This is a genomic window from Rhizobium sp. YTU87027 (assembly GCF_050644135.1).
In the GTDB taxonomy this organism is placed as follows: Bacteria; Pseudomonadota; Alphaproteobacteria; order Rhizobiales; family Rhizobiaceae; genus Rhizobium.
The window spans coordinates 902,702-918,553 of sequence record NZ_CP098440.1; the positions used below are offsets into that span (position 1 = coordinate 902,702).

Below are 15,852 nucleotides of genomic sequence, written 5' to 3' on the forward strand. Positions count from 1 at the left end.
CGTTATTGCTTTCCGGCGAATTTGTCCGTGGCGCGGATCAGCTTGTCGAGAATGCCTGGCTCCGAATAGGCGTGTCCGGCGCCCTCGATCAGATGAAACTCCGCCGTCGGCCATGCCTTGTGCAGCAGCCAGGCATATTTCGCCGGGCATGGCATATCGTAGCGGCCGTGCACGATGACACCGGGAATGTCCTTCAACTTGTAAGCATCGCGCAGCAGCTGGCCTTCGTCCATCCAGCCTGCATGGACGAAGAAGTGGTTCTCGATCCGGGCAAAGGCATAGGCGAAGTCGGCGTCCTCGAACTTGCCACTGGTCGACTTCTCCGGCAGCAGCGTAATGGTTTCGCCCTCCCATATGCTCCAGGCTTGAGCGGCCTCAAGGGCGACAGCCCGGTCCGCCCCGGTGAGCCGGCGATTGTAGGCCAGCATCATTTCATGGCGTTCTTCCGGCGGGATCGGCGCAATGAAGCGCTCCCACTTGTCGGGGAACATTTCTGACACGCCGAACTGATAATACCAGTCGAGCTCGGCCTTGGTGAGCGTATAGATGCCACGCACGACCAGCTCGGAAACGCGCTGCGGATGCGTCTCGGCATAGGCAAGCGCCAATGTCGAGCCCCAAGAGCCGCCGAATACCTGCCACTTCTCCACGCCTGCCATCTCGCGCAGCCGCTCGATGTCCGCGACGAGATGCCAGGTCGTGTTGGCATTGAGATTGGCGTGCGGCGTGGACTTGCCACAGCCGCGCTGGTCGAACAGCAGCACGTCGTAGAGCGCGGGATCGAAGAGGCGGCGGTGGCTCGGCGAGAAACCGCCACCTGGCCCGCCATGCAGGAAGACCGCCGGCTTTGCTCCCGGTGTGCCCGAACGCTCCCAATAAATCCTGTGGCCATCGCCGACGTCGAGGTGGCCGGAAGCATAGGGCTCGATTTCGGGATAGAGGGTACGGAGCACTTCAGTCATATTTTGACGCCTTCGGCTGGCCAGATTGCAGTATCGTGATCGGGGTGCTGGAAGGAGATGATTGCCTCCTGCCGTGCATAGAAGTCCGGGTCCTTGTGAACGGGTTGGTCGAAGATCGTCTCGACCCAGGGAATGCGCGAGTCGTAGTTGACCTGGATCTGCGGCGCCAGATCACTGCGGTCGTCGAAGGTGCCGATCGCGAGCTCGAGGCCGCCCGGGTGGCGGTAGGTCATCGGTGTGCCGCAATTCTTGCAGAAGCCGCGCTCGATGTTGATGGAAGACTGGAAATAGCTCGGCTCACCGCGTGTCCATTCCATGCCTTCTTCGGGCGCGGTGACCAGCGTGGAAAAGAAGCCGCCGAACTGCTTCTGGCACATGCGGCAGTGGCAGATCGAAGGGCGGCCCAGCTTGCCACTGATGCGGAATCTGACTGCGCCGCACTGGCAGCCGCCGGTTCGAATGGGTTCGCTCATGCTGACGCTCCGGTTGGCCAACGGGCTGTGTCGTGATCTGGGTGCTGGTGATTGTTGGCCGCAATCGCGTTCTCGCGATCGGGCGTTTCTGGTTCCGGCTCGACAGGCAGGATGTCTAGCTCGTGAAACCAGCTCATCTTGCGTGCGGTGTTCGATTGCATCACCGGCTTGACGCTATGGGGATCGTCCAGTGAACCGAGCACGATGTTGATGAAGTCCGCATCCGGAACATCATAGAAAAGTGGCGTTCCGCAGTCGGCGCAAAAACCGCGGCGAACGATATCGGACGAGTGGAACCATTTGGGCTCACCGCGCGTCAGGGCAAAATCCCTTCGCTTTGCGGCCGCCAGCGGCATGAAATAATTCCCGGCCGCTTTCTGGCACATGCGGCAGTGGCAAAGGTGCGGATAGCCGAGTTCGCCTACGGCACGATAACGAACCGCACCGCACTGGCAACCTCCGCGCAGAGCCACGGCCGTTGTCACGGATTTTTCTCCTCAGGCCATGCGCTCGTGTCGTGATCCGGGTGCTGATAGGAGACGATGTCGAGCACGAACGGCGCTGCTTCGGCGTCCTCTTCGGTCTGGCGAACCGGCAACTCATGCAGGTGATCGACGAAACCGATCTTGCGTTCGGTGCCATATTGGATGACCGGCGGCAGGGCAGATGGATCATCGAAGGCGCCGGCTGCGACCGCCATTCCGTCCGGTGCCTCGTAGGTCAGCGGCGTGCCACAATCGGCACAGAAGCCACGCTCGACCAGGTTGGACGAGCGGAAGCGCTTGCGCTCGCCGCGCGTCCATTCGAACTCGGCGCCACGCACGGAAACCAGAGGTGCGTAGTAGGCGCCGAATGCCTTCTGGCACATGCGGCAATGACAGATGGACGAATCCTTCAACGTTCCGCGAACCCGGAAGCGGACAGCGCCGCACTGGCATCCCCCTGTATAGGTGTTCATCTCTTCAGCTCCCACTTGGTCACTCGTTCGCTCGTGGCCGGATCCTTGCCGTCCTTGAGCTGGATGCCTTCGGCAAGCAGCGTCTCACGGATCTTGTCGGCCTCGGCGAAGTTCTTCGCCTTGAGCAGTTCGAGCCGCACCTTGACCCGCCGGTCGATTTCGATGGCGACCGCTTCGTCGATCTCAGTCTTCTCGGGCAGGACACCGAGCAGGGCGGCACTCGCGGCGAACGTCGCGTGATCGCCCGACTGGGCAAGCGCATGCAGTGCCTGGATTGCCGCTACCGTGTTGAGGTCGTCGGCCAGGGCATTGACGACTGCCGTGTCGGGTTGCGCACCCGCAGCATCCGCTGCCGGCCACTTTGCGAGCAGGCGCTCGGCCTCCTCCAGACGCTTGACCGAAAAATCGATCGGCTCGCGATAATGGGTCATCAACATCGCAAGGCGCAGCACGTCGCCCGGCCATTGCCGGCCGCCGAACTTCTCGGTGTGCAGCAGCTCGTAGATCGTGACGAAGTTGCCTTCGGACTTGGACATCTTGCGGCCTTCGACCTGCAGGAAGCCGTTGTGCATCCAGACATTGGCCATGACCTTGGTGCCATGGGCGCAACGCGACTGCGCGATCTCGTTCTCGTGGTGCGGGAAGATCAGGTCGAGGCCGCCGCCGTGGATGTCGAAGACCTCGCCGAGATAGCGCTCGCTCATGGCCGAGCACTCGATATGCCAGCCCGGACGACCGCGGCCCCAGGGGCTCTCCCAGCCGGGTTCATTATCGCTCGAAAGCTTCCACAGCACGAAGTCGCCGGGATTCTTCTTGTGCGCTTCGACGGCGATACGGGCACCGGCCTGCTGTTCGTCGAGATTGCGCTTCGAGAGCTGGCCGTAATCCGCCATCGACTTCGTGTCGAACAGCACTTCACCTGACGCCTGGTAGGCATGGCCGTTGGCGATCAGCTTTTCGATGATCTCGATCATCTTGGCAATATTGTCGGTGGCGCGGGGCTGGACCGACGGCTCAAGGCAGCCGAGCGCCTTGGCGTCATCGAGGAACTGGGTCTCGGTCTTCTGCGTCACGGCGCGGATGGCATCATTGAGCGGCAGGCCGGGATAGTCGCGCAAAGCACGCGCGTTGATCTTGTCGTCAACGTCGGTGATGTTGCGCGCATAGGTGACGTGCTCAGCCCCATAGACATGATTCAACAATCGGAAGAGCACGTCGAAGACGATGACCGGGCGCGCATTGCCGATGTGAGCGAAATCATAGACGGTCGGGCCGCAGACATACATGCGGACGTTCTGCGGATCGATCGGCGCAAAGGCCATCTTTTCGCGTGTCAGCGTGTTGTAAAGCTTCAGTTCCGGCTTCTTAGTGTCTGGCGCGCCGGCCATGTCTACTCTCCCAAATGCAATGATCCGAAAAAATTCTGCCACCGGCGGGCCGGGGCGTTTCTCATCTTGGACTTTTCAGGAGACGAAAACGGCCAGGCCAGCGAGCGCGCTAGCGAATAGTCTTCCGGCAGATAGTGCAGATAACCGTTTTCATGGCGGGTTTTATGGCGCGGGAACAGGGTTTGGTCAAGGGGGTGAGAAGCGACCCGGCGCGAGCCGGAGCAATCGATCCAGTGAATCGATTGCAGCGCCGGACCTCTGGCCCGCCTCCGAGGATGAATCGAGATTCCTGCGCCATTTTCGGAGCGCAAATCTCATTTAGAAAATTGCGACGCCGCTGAAGAACGGGGGAAATAGTGCACAGGTTGACATACGGAATAATCGGTGCGGCAGCAATTTTCCTTGTCGTATCTGCTGCATACTTCGCCTACGATTTCGGCATGGTTCGCTTCAACAATCCATCCCTTAGTAAATATCCAATCCAGGGTATCGACGTCAGTCATCACCAAGGCGACATCGATTGGAACAGGGTCGCGGCGCAGTCGAACGTCCGTTTTGCGATCATGAAGGCGACCGAAGGCGGGGACCACCAAGATTCCAAGTTCGCGGTGAACTGGCGACTCGCGAAAGACGCGGGCTTGGTACGTGGCGCATACCATTTCTTCACCTTCTGCCGCCCAGGCAAGGATCAGGCACGGAATGTTTTGGCAACCGTACCTAGAGAACAGGGAACTCTGCCAATCGCCGTCGATCTGGAGTTTGTCGGAAATTGCAACAAGGTCCCGACGCTGGAGGAGATGGTAGCGGAGGTGAACGCGTTCTTTGCTGAACTGAAAAGCACCTTTCCGGAGAAACCGATATTCTACGTCACCCAGGAGTTCTTTGATCAATATCTCAGGGGCAATGAATCCCGATTCCCCGAACACTACCTGTGGCTTCGAAGCGTGTTCAAAGAGCCTCGCCGGACCGATTGCGGCGATTGGTCAATCTGGCAGTTCGCCGACAACGGCACGCTGGACGGCATTCAAGGTCCTGTCGACCTCAACGCGCTTTGCCCATCGGAAACAGGTTTCGCGCATCTGTTCCCGGCCGTGGCGGCGAAGTAAAGCGCGCTTACTCCGGCAGCCGGTAATCGACCAGTTTGTTTTCGCGGACGAGGAAGAGCTTGCCGGTCTCGGTTACGTCGGGACCGACCAGCGGCAGGATTGCCTTGGCGACTTCGGAGGGATGCGGCAGCGTCTCGGGATCTTCGCCCGGAACGGCCTGGGCGCGCATGGCCGTGCGCGTCGCACCCGGATCGACACTGGTGATGCGAAGCGGCGTGCGTTGCGTCTCGCCGGCCCAGGTGCGGGCCAGCGCCTCGACGGCAGCCTTGGAGGCGGAGTAGGGGCCCCAGAATGGGCGACACTTGTGCGCAGCACCGGACGAAAGAATGACGGCGCGGCCGGCCTCGGAGCGCGACAGCAGCGGATCGACGGATCGGATCAGCCGCCACGTCGCGGTGACATTGATGGTCATCACCTTCTCGAAGGTCTTTGCCTCGATATGCCCGATCGGCGAAATCACGCCGAGTATGCCGGCATTGGCCACGAGAATGTCGAGCTTGCCCCAGCGCTCGAAGATCGAGGCGCCGAGCGCGTCGATCGCGTTCATGTCGGCGAGGTCGAACGGTACGAGGGTGGCTGAGCCGCCGGCTGCTTTGATAGCATCATCGAGATCCTCGAGGCCGCCGACGGTACGGGCACAGGCAATCACATGTGCCCCGGCCTTTGCCAGTTCCAGCGCCGTGAAATAGCCGATGCCGCGGGATGCGCCGGTGACGAGCGCGATCTTGCCTTCAAGGTTGATAGTCATGGTCCCCCGGTTCCCCCGTAGCTGAAAAAGCAAGGGGCGCAATAAGCGCCCCTTGGTCAAATGTCAAAGCGAATGGCTGTCAGCCGTTGGTCGCCAACAAGGAAACCTTGCGGCCCATCGTTTCCCCGTCCTTGTCGAGAAGGCGGGTCGGATAGTCGCCGGTGAAGTAGTGGTCGGTGAACTGAGGGCGGGCGTCGTTACGGTCCTCCCCGCCGACGGCGCGATAAAGGCCGTTGATCGACAGGAACTGCAGGGAGTCGGCGCCGATATATTTGCACATGGCTTCGAGGCTGTCGTACTGGTTCGCCAACAGTTTCTCGCGGTCCGGCGTGTCGATGCCGTAGAAATCGGGATAGTAGATCATCGGGCTGGCGACGCGGATATGCACTTCCTTAGCGCCGGCGTCGCGGATCATCTGCACGATCTTCAGCGAGGTAGTGCCGCGCACGATCGAATCGTCAACGAGCACGACGCGCTTGCCTTCGATCATCGCCCGGTTGGCGGAATGCTTAAGCTTCACGCCAAAGGCGCGGATCTGCTGCGTCGGTTCGATGAAGGTACGGCCGACATAGTGGTTACGGATAATGCCGTATTCGAACGGGATGCCGCTCTCCTGTGCATAGCCAAGCGCAGCCGGCGTGCCGCCATCCGGAACGGGAACGACGACATCAGCCTCGACAGGAGATTCCTTGGCTAGGTTGATGCCCATGTTCTTGCGGGCGACATAGACGCTGCGGCCGCCGACGACGGAATCCGGACGGGCGAAGTAGACATACTCAAACAGGCAGAGACGCTCCGGCTGGCCGTTGCCAGCCTTGCGAGCGTCGATCGAGATCGAACCATCAGGCTGGATTTCGCAGATAATGACTTCGCCGTTCTCGACGTCGCGAACGAACTTCGCGCCGATGATATCGAGCGCGCAGGTTTCCGAGCAGAAGATCGGCTTGCCGTCGAGTTCACCCATGACGAGGGGACGAATGCCGGTGGGATCACGCGCCGCGATGAGCTTCGTGCGCGTTATGGCGAGCATCGAATAACCGCCCTCCATCTGGCGGATGGCGTCGATGAAGCGGTCGGCGGTAGAGGTGTAGCGCGAGCGCGCAATGAGGTGGAGAACGACTTCCGTATCGGAGGTGGACTGACAGATAGCGCCACCGGCGATGAGCTGGCGACGAAGCGTCAGGCCGTTCGTGAAGTTGCCGTTGTGGGCGATGGCGATGCCACCGACTTCAAGTTCCGCGAAGAGCGGCTGCACGTTGCGGAGCGCTACTTCGCCGGTCGTTGAATAGCGATTGTGGCCGATCGAGATGTTGCCGGGAAGGCGGGCGAGGGTGGTCGGGTCGGTATAGTGATCGCCGACGAGGCCCATATGTCGTTCGGAGTGGAAGCGCAGTCCGTCGAAGGAGACGATACCGGCTGCTTCCTGCCCGCGATGCTGGAGGGCATGCAGGCCGAGCGCCGTCAAGGTAGACGCATCATCATGGCCAAGAATGCCGAAGACGCCGCATTCTTCGTGGAGGGTGTCTCCATCGAATTCATCATTGAGCGTCAAGGAATGAGACTGGTTCATCGATGCGGGCCTTTGCTCTCACAAGAATGGATCGGCTTTCCATAGCATGATGCCGTAATCATGCGTTTTAAACGGCTGAGGCCCGGCAGAGCGGATACCCGGCCGGACCTTTATTCACGTTCCGCTCAAATGGCAATTGCCAGGTGGCGGGTCAAGCTGTTGAACGCTGCGTCAATTAGACGGCTGCTGTGCACCGGTTGCAGGGGCGGGCGCTGCATCTTCGGCTGGCGCCGCCTGGTCGGATGCCGGCGCGCTGCCGCTCTCAGTATTGCCGCCCTGCGGCTGAATTTTGTCCATCACGCTCGCCCGCACCATCTGCGCGAATTCTGCGGGCAGTACGGACTGCAACTTGACCACCATCGAGTCCAGGAATGGCTTCGACTTGGCGTTGTTCACCCAGGCCGGGCGGTGGTCCACGTCCACGAGCCAGTTCCAGAAAGCGACGGCGACGACGAGAAGAAGTATGCCCCTAGCCGCGCCGAAGAGAAAGCCCAAAGTGCGGTCCAGAGCGCCGATCCGGCTGTCGATGATGAAGTCCGCGATCTTCATGGTGATGAAGGAGATCACGATCAGCGCGATCAGGAACACCACCGCGGCCGAGCCGACGATCGCGATACGGTCGTCATCCGTGTACTTCTTCGCGTAAGGCACGAGGTAGGGATAGAAATAGTATGCGGCGGCTGCGGAGCCGCCCCAGCTTGCGATCGAAAGAACTTCGCGGGAGAAGCCGCGTACCATTGCAAGTACGGCGGAGAAAAGAACGACGCCGATGACAATACCGTCGAAAATCGTAATGGGCATATAAATTCAACTCCAGGACCGCCGTTTATCTACGGCTTGGTCGCGCCTCATTGCGTGTTTCCTATAACATCACCGATGCTGGCGATGAAAGGATCAAACCTCTTCTTCCACACGTCGCAGAGCACCTTTCGACCCGGCAATGCGTGCAACCAGGTCCGGAAGGCTCTCGATCTCGCTCCAGCGACCGCCGGAACCCTTCGGCAGGTCGGCTGACGCCGAGGGAAGCAGCGCGGCAGAAAAGCCCAGCTTCTCGGCTTCTTTGAGGCGCTGGGACGTATGTGAAACCGGCCGGACGGCGCCCGACAGGCTGACTTCGCCGAAATAGACACAATTGGCCGGCAGGGCAATACTGGCAAGCGACGAAACCAGGGCCGAGGCGACGGCAAGATCGGCGGCCGGCTCGGAGATGCGATAGCCGCCCGCGATGTTCAGATAGACGTCGTGCTGGCCAAGCCGCACGCCGCAATGGGCCTCGAGTACGGCAAGGATCATCGACAGCCGCGCCGAATCCCAGCCGACAACAGCGCGGCGAGGGGTGCCGAGCGATGTCGGCGCGACGAGCGCCTGCACTTCGACCAGGATCGGGCGCGTGCCCTCCATTCCGGCAAAGACGGCAGCTCCCGGCGATTTCTCGTTGCGTTCACCAAGGAACAGTTCGGAGGGATTGGCGACCTCTCGGAGCCCCTTGTCCGACATTTCAAAGACGCCGATCTCGTCGGTCGGGCCGAAGCGGTTCTTGACCGTGCGCAGGATACGGTAGTGATGGCCGCGGTCGCCTTCGAAGTAGAGCACGGCATCGACCATGTGCTCGACGACACGCGGGCCCGCGATTTGGCCGTCCTTGGTGACGTGACCGACGAGAACCATCGCAGCACCGGTCTGCTTGGCGAAGCGGATCATCGACTGAACGCCGGTGCGCACCTGGGTCACGGTTCCGGGCGCGGATTCGGCCAGTTCGCTCCAAAGCGTCTGAATGGAGTCGATGATAACAAGATCGGGCCGCTTGCCTTCGGCGACCGTTGCCAGAATGTCCTCGACATTGGTTTCCGCGGCGAGCAGCACATCGGTATCGGCGGCCTGCAGACGCTGCGCCCGCAGCCGTACCTGCGCGACGGCCTCTTCACCCGAGACATAGATGATCCGATGGCCGCGGCGTGAAAGGGCCGCCGCCCCCTGCATCAGCAGCGTCGACTTGCCGATGCCGGGATCGCCGCCGATCAGCACGGCCGAGCCGCGCACGAAGCCGCCGCCAAGCGCCCGATCCAGTTCGGAGATGCCTGTGTGGATGCGCGGCGCTTCCTCGATTTCTCCTGACAGCGTCGTCAGCGTGACCGGGCGGCCCTTTTTCGGTGTTTTTGCAGGTCCGCCGCCGATGCCGCCCATCGGGTCTTCTTCGACGATGGTATTCCACTCGCCGCAATTATCGCACTTGCCCGCCCAGCGATTATGAACCGCGCCGCAGCTCTGGCAGATGAATTGTGTCCTGGCCTTCGCCATCAATCAAGCTTTCGGTTGGATGGTAGCTAGTGCGTCGCATCGAATCACTTTGATTGCTCAAATAATCATTCCCCGCACCGATCAAAACTAATGATTTCCCTATCAGGGGCTGCGGTGGCACTTGTTCTCCACTATCTTGGAGGCCACGAGATGCTGGACTATTCGGCCGCGCACTGGATTGCGTTCTTGACCGCAGCGGTTCTGCTGAACCTGTCGCCGGGCCCTGACATGGCTTTCATTCTCGGCCACACAATCAAGAGCGGGACGAAGACCGGCTTTGCCGCGCTCTTCGGCATCTGGACTGGCGCCTGCCTGCATGTGGCCATGGCGGCATTCGGTCTTTCCGCGATCCTCGCCGCCTCCGCGTTGGCCTTTTCGGCGGTCAAGTGGGTCGGCGCGATCTACCTCGTCTGGCTCGGCATTCAGGCATTGCGCTCGAAGGGCGAGGGTGGTCTGGTCAATGCGGCGAAAGACGTCCTGCCCTGGAGCCGTGTCTACAGGCAGGGCATCCTCGTTTCGCTGTTGAACCCGAAGGTCGCGATCTTTTTCCTCGCCTTCCTGCCGCAATTCGTGGTCGAGGGCGCTGGAGCGACTTGGCTACAGCTGGCGGTCCACGGCGTACTCATCATTGTCGTTGCAGCCTTCATCGAGCCGCCGCTCATCCTGGCTGGAGGGCGCCTCGCCGATCTCATCAAACGCAGAAAGAGCATCGGCCTCTGGCTCGATCGCGGCCTTGGGGCGCTGCTGGTGGCGCTCGGCGTGCGGCTGGCGCTAACGACGCGCTAGGTCCTTAGTCTTCCTCGTACAGGTAACGCCGTTCGTGCCGAAGGCCGATGCTGGTCAGGATTTCGTAGCCGATCGTACCCGCTGATCGCGCGACATCGTCGACGAGCACGTTCTTTCCGAACAGTTCCACGTAATCGCCTGCGCGCACTGCGTTTTCCGGAAGGTCGGTGATATCGAAAATCGTCAGGTCCATGGTGACGCGGCCGGCAACGGGAATCTTCCGGCCAGCCATGAAGCCGTAACCTCCCTGCGGTACGACCTGGCGCAAGGGGACACCACCGCTCGACTGACTTCGCAGGTATCCATCGGCATAGCCGGCCGACACGATGGCGAGCCTGCTGTCGCGGGTCAATCGCATGGCGCGGCCGTAGCCCACGGACTCGTCCGCCTTGGCCGTGCGAACCTGAAGGACGCGGGCCTCGGCGGTCACCACCGGCCGCAGGGGGTTCGCCATGCCGTTGACGGCTTCGCCGCCGTAGATCGCGATGCCAGGGCGCGTCAGGTCAAAGTGGTAATCGCTGCCGAGGAAGATGCCGGCGGAGGCCGCAAGGCTTGAATCGATACCTTCATAGGCGGCGCTAACCTGTCGGAATGATTCAAGCTGCTGCCGGTTCATGTCCGAGGAATGGTCATCGCTGCAGGCAAGATGACTCATGACGAGCACCGGTGCAAAACTTGCCGGACGCGAGACGTCGTTAGCGAGCGCGATCGCCTCATTCACGGAAAGGCCCAGCCTGTTGAAGCCCGTGTCGACGTGGAGCGCACAGGGATAGTCGCCGTATTCGGCAAGCACCGCCATCCAGAAGGCGAGTTGTTCTTCCGAAGAGATCACCGGCACGAGATCGTTTTCGAAGAAGCGCCGCTCCGTGCCCGGCCAGATGCCGGAGAGGACGAAGATGCGCGCGTCGGGGGCATAGGGCCGCAGCGTCACGCCTTCATCGACGGTGGCGACGAAGAAATCGCGCGCGCCCGCCATAAACAGCGCGTCGCCGGCGTCTTCGATGCCGGTGCCGTACGCGTCCGCCTTCACGACCGCGGCGGCCCGGGCCTTGCCGGAGCGTCGCGCCATGTCTTTCCAGTTTTCTGTCAGTGCCGTCAGGTCGACGGTCAGCCGCAGGCCGGCGGAGTCGAATGGATCTTCATCTTCGAAACTATCAACAAAATCAGTCATCGTGCTTCACAAAGGTAGGGAGGGTACTCGTCGCGTGGCAGTCTAGAGATCAATAAGGCAAAGTAAAAGCAAGCCAAGGAGATATCGATCTTGCGATCACTTTTGTTCAAGACGCAGAGGCGCGCCTGAAGTAGGCTGGTTCGATGGAGAATGTATCGCAGAAAGAGGCGGCCGACGCGATGCCGCTGGCCGGTCTCGAACGGGCGCGCTTCTGGCGCGACCGCAGATTCCGCAACATGGAATGCCTGAGCGCAAGCTTTCTGACGCATGAATATGCGCCTCATGCCCATGACACTTTCTCGATCGGCGCGATCGAAAGCGGCACGCAGATCGCGACGATGAAGGGAGTCCGGGAGGAGACGGGCGCAGGCGACCTCTATCTCATCGACCCAGGCGTCGTGCATGACGGCGTCCCGGGCGGCGAAGGGTATCGCTATCGAATGATCTATCCCGATACCACACTCTTCGTCGATATCCTCGAAGACGTGACCGGCAAGGCCTTCAACGCCACGCCGTCCTTCCCGAAGGAGCTTCTCAACGATCCCGAGATGGCCGCGGCCTTCCATGCCGCCCATCGCGTGCTGGAGAGCGGCGCTGGAGCCCTAGAATCGGAGGAAGGGATGTTTCGCGTACTTGCGGCAATCTTCCAGCGTTACGGCAGCACGATCGTCGTGCCGGTGGATACGAAGGAGCGTACCGCGGTTGGTCGCGCTCGCGACTACCTGACCGACAATTTCGACAGTGACATCGGGCTTGACGAATTGGCCGATGTCGCAGGATTGAGCCGCGCGCATCTCATCCGGGCGTTCCGTCGCGAATATCACATCACCCCGCATGCGTTCCTGACCGACAAGCGGGTGCGCGAGGCGCGCAAACTGTTGCAGGCGGGACAGGCGCCCGCCGATGTGGCGATCCAGTGCGGCTTCGCCGACCAGGCGCATTTCACCCGACATTTCAAGGCGCGCACCGGTGTTACCCCGGGGCAATATCGCGCGGGCTGATCACTTTCGTTCAAGACGGTCGCAGTGTGGCGGCTTACAGCTCCGGGCTCTGGCAGTTCTGGAGGTTCCAATGCTCACTCAAAGACGACCCATCGGGGACTTTTTTGACGGCGCGAAGGCAATTCTGCCGCTCGTCGCCGCCGTTGTTCCGATCGGTCTCGTCTTCGGCGCGGTTTCGGTCACGAAAGGCCTGTCGGCCCTGGAGGCGACTTTGATGAGCGCGCTCGTATTCGCTGGTGGTTCGCAGTTCGTCGCGATGGACATATGGACGCACCCGGCTAGCTGGGCAGGCGTCGGCTTTGCCGCACTGCTCGTCAATATCCGCCACGTCCTGATGAGCGCATCCCTCGGGACGAAGATGCAGGCCTTCTCGGGCTCGCGAAGATATGCGGCCATGCTGTTCCTCGCCGATGAGATATGGGCGATCGCGGAATTTCGAGCACGCGTTGCGCGCTTGACGCCTTCGTGGTTCGCAGGCATCGCCATGCCGTTCTATCTGGCTTGGGTCGCCTCCACGCTGATCGGCGCCTCTCTCGGCGCGTTCCTCGGCGATCCGACCACCATCGGGCTCGACTTCGCCTTTCCCGCGGTCTTTGTCGTGTTGGCGATGGGGTTCTGGAAGGGCCGCGAGACGGGTTCGGTATTGGCTGCGAGCGCTTTAGCGGCCGTCCTGGTTCACCAGTTCGTGCCAGGTGTCTGGTACATCGCAGCCGGCGCGCTCGCCGGACTTGCTGCGGCGCTGTGGACGGGCAAGACAAAGGCGGTTACGGCATGACCCTGGAGATAAATACGCTTCTGGCGATCCTCGCCATGGCGGCGGCAACGGTGCTGACCCGCATGAGCGGCCTGCTCCTCATTCGCCACGTCGCCATGACCGAACAGACCCGAACGGCCATCGAGGCGATACCGCCGGCGGTCCTGATGGCGGTGATCGCACCCACGGCCTTTGCGACAGGCTGGGCCGAAACGGCTGCTTGCCTCGTGACGGCGCTCGCAGCGCGCCGCCTGCCGATGCTCGCAAGTGTTGCCGTCGGCGTGGCTAGCGTTGCCATCTTGCGAGCTGTCGGCTTGTAGATTGAGTATTGTGCTGACGGGAAGGGTCCCGTCAGTGCTCTTCGTACTGGATGAAGGAGGGGTCGGCGAGATCCGCAAAGCGCGTGAATTCCGACTGGAAGGCGAGCTTTACCGTGCCGGTCGGTCCGTGGCGCTGCTTGGCGATAATGACATCGGCTGTGCCCTTCACCTTGTCGAAGAGGGCTTCCCATTCCGCATACTTCGGATCGTTGGGATCACGAGGCTCGAGATTCTTGACGTAGTACTCCTCGCGGAACACGAAGAGCACCACGTCGGCGTCTTGCTCGATCGAGCCCGATTCACGAAGGTCGGAGAGCTGCGGACGCTTGTCGTCGCGGCTTTCGACCTGACGCGAGAGCTGGGAGAGCGCAATGATTGGAACGTTCAGCTCCTTGCCGAGCGCCTTCAGGCCGGTCGTGATCTGGGTGATTTCCTGCACGCGGTTTTCGCCCGACTTGCCCGAGCCGGTCATCAGCTGGATGTAGTCGACCACCAGGCAGTCGAGACCGCGCTGGCGCTTCAGCCGGCGGGCACGTGCCGATAACTGGGCGATCGAAATACCGCCGGTCTGGTCAATGTAGAGCGGCACCTTCTGCATCATCATCGAGCAGGCGACGAGCTTTTCGAAATCGGCATCGTTGATGTCGCCGCGGCGGATCTTCGAGGAGGAGACTTCCGTCTGCTCCGAGATGATACGGGTGGCGAGCTGTTCGGACGACATTTCAAGCGAGTAGAAGCCGACGACACCACCCTGCCTTGCCTTCATGCTGCCGTCCGGCTGCACCTCGCCCTCGTAGGCGGCGGCGATGTTGTAGGCGATGTTGGTGGCGAGCGAGGTCTTGCCCATGCCCGGACGTCCGGCAAGCACGATCAAGTCGGAGCGCTGCAGGCCGCCCATCTTGCCGTCTAGCGAAAGAATGCCGGTCGAGATGCCCGAAAGACCGCCATCGCGTTCCTTGGCGACGGCGGCCATGTCGATCGCCAGCGCCACCGCGTCGTTGAACGACTGGAAGCCACCGTCATAGCGGCCGTTTTCTGCGAGTTCGAATAGACGGCGCTCGGTATCCTCGATCTGCGCCTGCGGCGGCATGTCGAGCGGCGCGTCATAGGCGATATTGACAACATCTTCGCCGATCGTGATCAGCGCGCGGCGCAGTGCCAGGTCGTAGATCGCCCGGCCGTAGTCCTCGGCGTTGATGATCGTGACCGCTTCACGGGCAAGGCGTGCGAGGTATTCGGAGACCGTCATGTCGCCGACCTTCTCGTCGGCCTTCAGGAAGGTCTTGATCGTCACCGGATTGGCGATCTTGCCCATGCGGATGATGTCGCCCGCGACTTCGAAGATCTTGCGGTGCAGCGGTTCGTAAAGATGGATCGGCTTCAGGAAGTCCGACACCCTGTAGTAGGCGTCGTTGTTCATCAGGATCGCGCCGAGAAGCGCCTGTTCGGCTTCGATATTGTTGGGTGCTTCCCGGTAGTGCTGCTCCGCGGGAGCAACGGCGGCAATCTTTCGAGCGACGTCGTTCATCGTAATCCGTTCTGTCTTCTTCAGCTTCGGGTGTGGCGCGCGCAGGCGACAAAATCAAGTGCGGAAGCGAGGTCCCTTCCACGCCACCGTCGATACCGGGAGGCTTTGCCCGTTGTTCGACTTCTCCACAGCCGCACTTGCGGTCGGTACAAAAATACCGAAAGTGTCACCCGCGGAACACGGCCAGAAACGACTCACTTCCATCGTGCCTCACGTGGTAGTGTAAGCCCGCCGGGGGAGACTTGCACCCGAACAGAGGCTACCGCCTCTTGAAAAAGATCGGAAAACAATATAGGTAGCAAAGATATAATTAGTATACTAACAAAATAGGACTGAAATATATGGGAAATCCCGTTCTCGGACGTGAGCTCATCGAAGACCTTGCAGCGTTCAATCGCAAGCTCAGGGCCGTCTTCGACAAGATAGTGCGGGAGCGCAATATGACCTTGCCGCGCGCCCGCGTCTTTTTCACGCTCAACAAGAAGGACGGGATCAACCAGCGAGAACTGGCCGACAGGCTGGAGCTCGAGACGCCAACGCTCGTCAGGATTCTCGATGCGATGGAAGGGCAGGGCTTCGTCCAGCGGCGCGTAGCCGGCTCCGATCGACGCGCCAAGGAAATCTACATCACGGAAACCGGCAAGGTCGTGGCCGGCGAGATCGATGACATCGCCGTGAAAGTGCGGGCTCAGGTCATCGCCGGTATTCCCGAAAATGATCTGAAGACTACTTTGGACGTGATACGGGCCATGCAAGCCAACCTGCAGGGCATTCGCGGAATTTGAGGTC

17 protein-coding genes are annotated in these 15,852 nt (G+C 61.1%); 6 read left to right on the forward strand and 11 right to left on the reverse strand.

Going from position 1 to position 15,852, the window contains the following annotated elements:
• Positions 1-2 precede the first annotated feature (2 nt).
• From pip to cysS, 5 genes are read right to left on the reverse strand one after another with little or no spacing between them, the layout of a single operon-like run.
• Positions 3-962, reverse strand: coding sequence for a prolyl aminopeptidase (pip, locus tag NBG89_RS04530; RefSeq protein ID WP_431321900.1), 960 nt, complete (start codon positions 960-962; stop codon positions 3-5).
• Positions 959-1,435: a GFA family protein gene (locus NBG89_RS04535; RefSeq protein WP_431321901.1), complete on the reverse strand. Its 477-nt coding sequence runs from the start codon at positions 1,433-1,435 to the stop codon at positions 959-961. Before NBG89_RS04535 ends, pip begins: the two co-directional genes overlap by 4 nt.
• Entirely contained in the window at positions 1,432-1,920 is a 489-nt protein-coding gene (locus NBG89_RS04540) for a GFA family protein (protein ID WP_431321902.1), read from the reverse strand. The genes NBG89_RS04535 and NBG89_RS04540 overlap by 4 nt, the downstream gene beginning before the upstream one ends.
• Positions 1,917-2,393, reverse strand: a complete 477-nt coding sequence (locus NBG89_RS04545) for a GFA family protein (RefSeq protein WP_431321903.1) — start codon at positions 2,391-2,393, stop codon at positions 1,917-1,919. The genes NBG89_RS04540 and NBG89_RS04545 overlap by 4 nt, the downstream gene beginning before the upstream one ends.
• Positions 2,390-3,781 (reverse strand): cysteine--tRNA ligase, encoded by a 1,392-nt coding sequence (gene cysS, locus NBG89_RS04550; RefSeq protein ID WP_431321904.1) that lies wholly within the window; start codon positions 3,779-3,781, stop codon positions 2,390-2,392. The genes NBG89_RS04545 and cysS overlap by 4 nt, the downstream gene beginning before the upstream one ends.
• A gap of 356 nt (positions 3,782-4,137) precedes the next feature.
• Between cysS and NBG89_RS04555 the strand changes: the two genes are divergently transcribed.
• Positions 4,138-4,887 (forward strand): glycoside hydrolase family 25 protein, encoded by a 750-nt coding sequence (locus NBG89_RS04555; RefSeq protein ID WP_431321905.1) that lies wholly within the window; start codon positions 4,138-4,140, stop codon positions 4,885-4,887.
• Positions 4,888-4,894: 7 nt separating this feature from the next.
• Here the strand turns inward: NBG89_RS04555 and NBG89_RS04560 are convergent, their stop codons facing one another.
• The 4 genes from NBG89_RS04560 to radA form a co-directional block, all read right to left on the reverse strand.
• A complete protein-coding gene (locus tag NBG89_RS04560) occupies positions 4,895-5,635 on the reverse strand; it encodes an SDR family NAD(P)-dependent oxidoreductase (protein WP_431321906.1) in 741 nt (246 codons plus the stop codon).
• A gap of 79 nt (positions 5,636-5,714) precedes the next feature.
• Entirely contained in the window at positions 5,715-7,205 is a 1,491-nt protein-coding gene (gene purF, locus NBG89_RS04565; protein ID WP_088693514.1) for an amidophosphoribosyltransferase, read from the reverse strand.
• Between the two features lie 171 nt (positions 7,206-7,376).
• Positions 7,377-8,006 carry a CvpA family protein gene (locus NBG89_RS04570; protein WP_088693513.1) on the reverse strand — a complete coding sequence of 210 codons (630 nt, stop codon included), beginning with the start codon at positions 8,004-8,006 and terminating at the stop codon, positions 7,377-7,379.
• Between the two features lie 93 nt (positions 8,007-8,099).
• Positions 8,100-9,503: a DNA repair protein RadA gene (gene radA / locus NBG89_RS04575; protein ID WP_431321907.1), complete on the reverse strand. Its 1,404-nt coding sequence runs from the start codon at positions 9,501-9,503 to the stop codon at positions 8,100-8,102.
• Positions 9,504-9,653: 150 nt separating this feature from the next.
• On the opposite strand from radA, the gene NBG89_RS04580 reads away from it, so the two are divergent.
• The gene (locus tag NBG89_RS04580; protein WP_431322779.1) at positions 9,654-10,289 is read left to right on the forward strand and encodes a LysE family translocator; all 636 of its coding nucleotides are present in this window, start codon (positions 9,654-9,656) and stop codon (positions 10,287-10,289) included.
• Between the two features lie 4 nt (positions 10,290-10,293).
• Here the strand turns inward: NBG89_RS04580 and alr are convergent, their stop codons facing one another.
• The gene (alr, locus tag NBG89_RS04585; protein ID WP_431321908.1) at positions 10,294-11,460 is read right to left on the reverse strand and encodes an alanine racemase; all 1,167 of its coding nucleotides are present in this window, start codon (positions 11,458-11,460) and stop codon (positions 10,294-10,296) included.
• A gap of 179 nt (positions 11,461-11,639) precedes the next feature.
• On the opposite strand from alr, the gene NBG89_RS04590 reads away from it, so the two are divergent.
• The 3 genes from NBG89_RS04590 (at position 11,640) to NBG89_RS04600 (ending at position 13,535) form a co-directional block, all read left to right on the forward strand.
• Positions 11,640-12,461, forward strand: coding sequence for an AraC family ligand binding domain-containing protein (locus NBG89_RS04590; RefSeq protein ID WP_431322780.1), 822 nt, complete (start codon positions 11,640-11,642; stop codon positions 12,459-12,461).
• Positions 12,462-12,531: 70 nt separating this feature from the next.
• Positions 12,532-13,236, forward strand: a complete 705-nt coding sequence (locus NBG89_RS04595; protein WP_431321909.1) for an AzlC family ABC transporter permease — start codon at positions 12,532-12,534, stop codon at positions 13,234-13,236.
• The gene (locus NBG89_RS04600) at positions 13,233-13,535 is read left to right on the forward strand and encodes an AzlD family protein (RefSeq protein ID WP_431321910.1); all 303 of its coding nucleotides are present in this window, start codon (positions 13,233-13,235) and stop codon (positions 13,533-13,535) included. The genes NBG89_RS04595 and NBG89_RS04600 overlap by 4 nt, the downstream gene beginning before the upstream one ends.
• A 31-nt stretch (positions 13,536-13,566) precedes the next feature.
• Here NBG89_RS04600 and NBG89_RS04605 read toward each other — a convergent pair whose 3' ends face one another.
• Positions 13,567-15,063, reverse strand: a complete 1,497-nt coding sequence (locus NBG89_RS04605; RefSeq protein ID WP_431321911.1) for a replicative DNA helicase — start codon at positions 15,061-15,063, stop codon at positions 13,567-13,569.
• 341 nt (positions 15,064-15,404) lie between these two features.
• On the opposite strand from NBG89_RS04605, the gene NBG89_RS04610 reads away from it, so the two are divergent.
• Entirely contained in the window at positions 15,405-15,848 is a 444-nt protein-coding gene (locus NBG89_RS04610) for a MarR family winged helix-turn-helix transcriptional regulator (RefSeq protein WP_088693506.1), read from the forward strand.
• Positions 15,849-15,852: the final 4 nt, after the last annotated feature.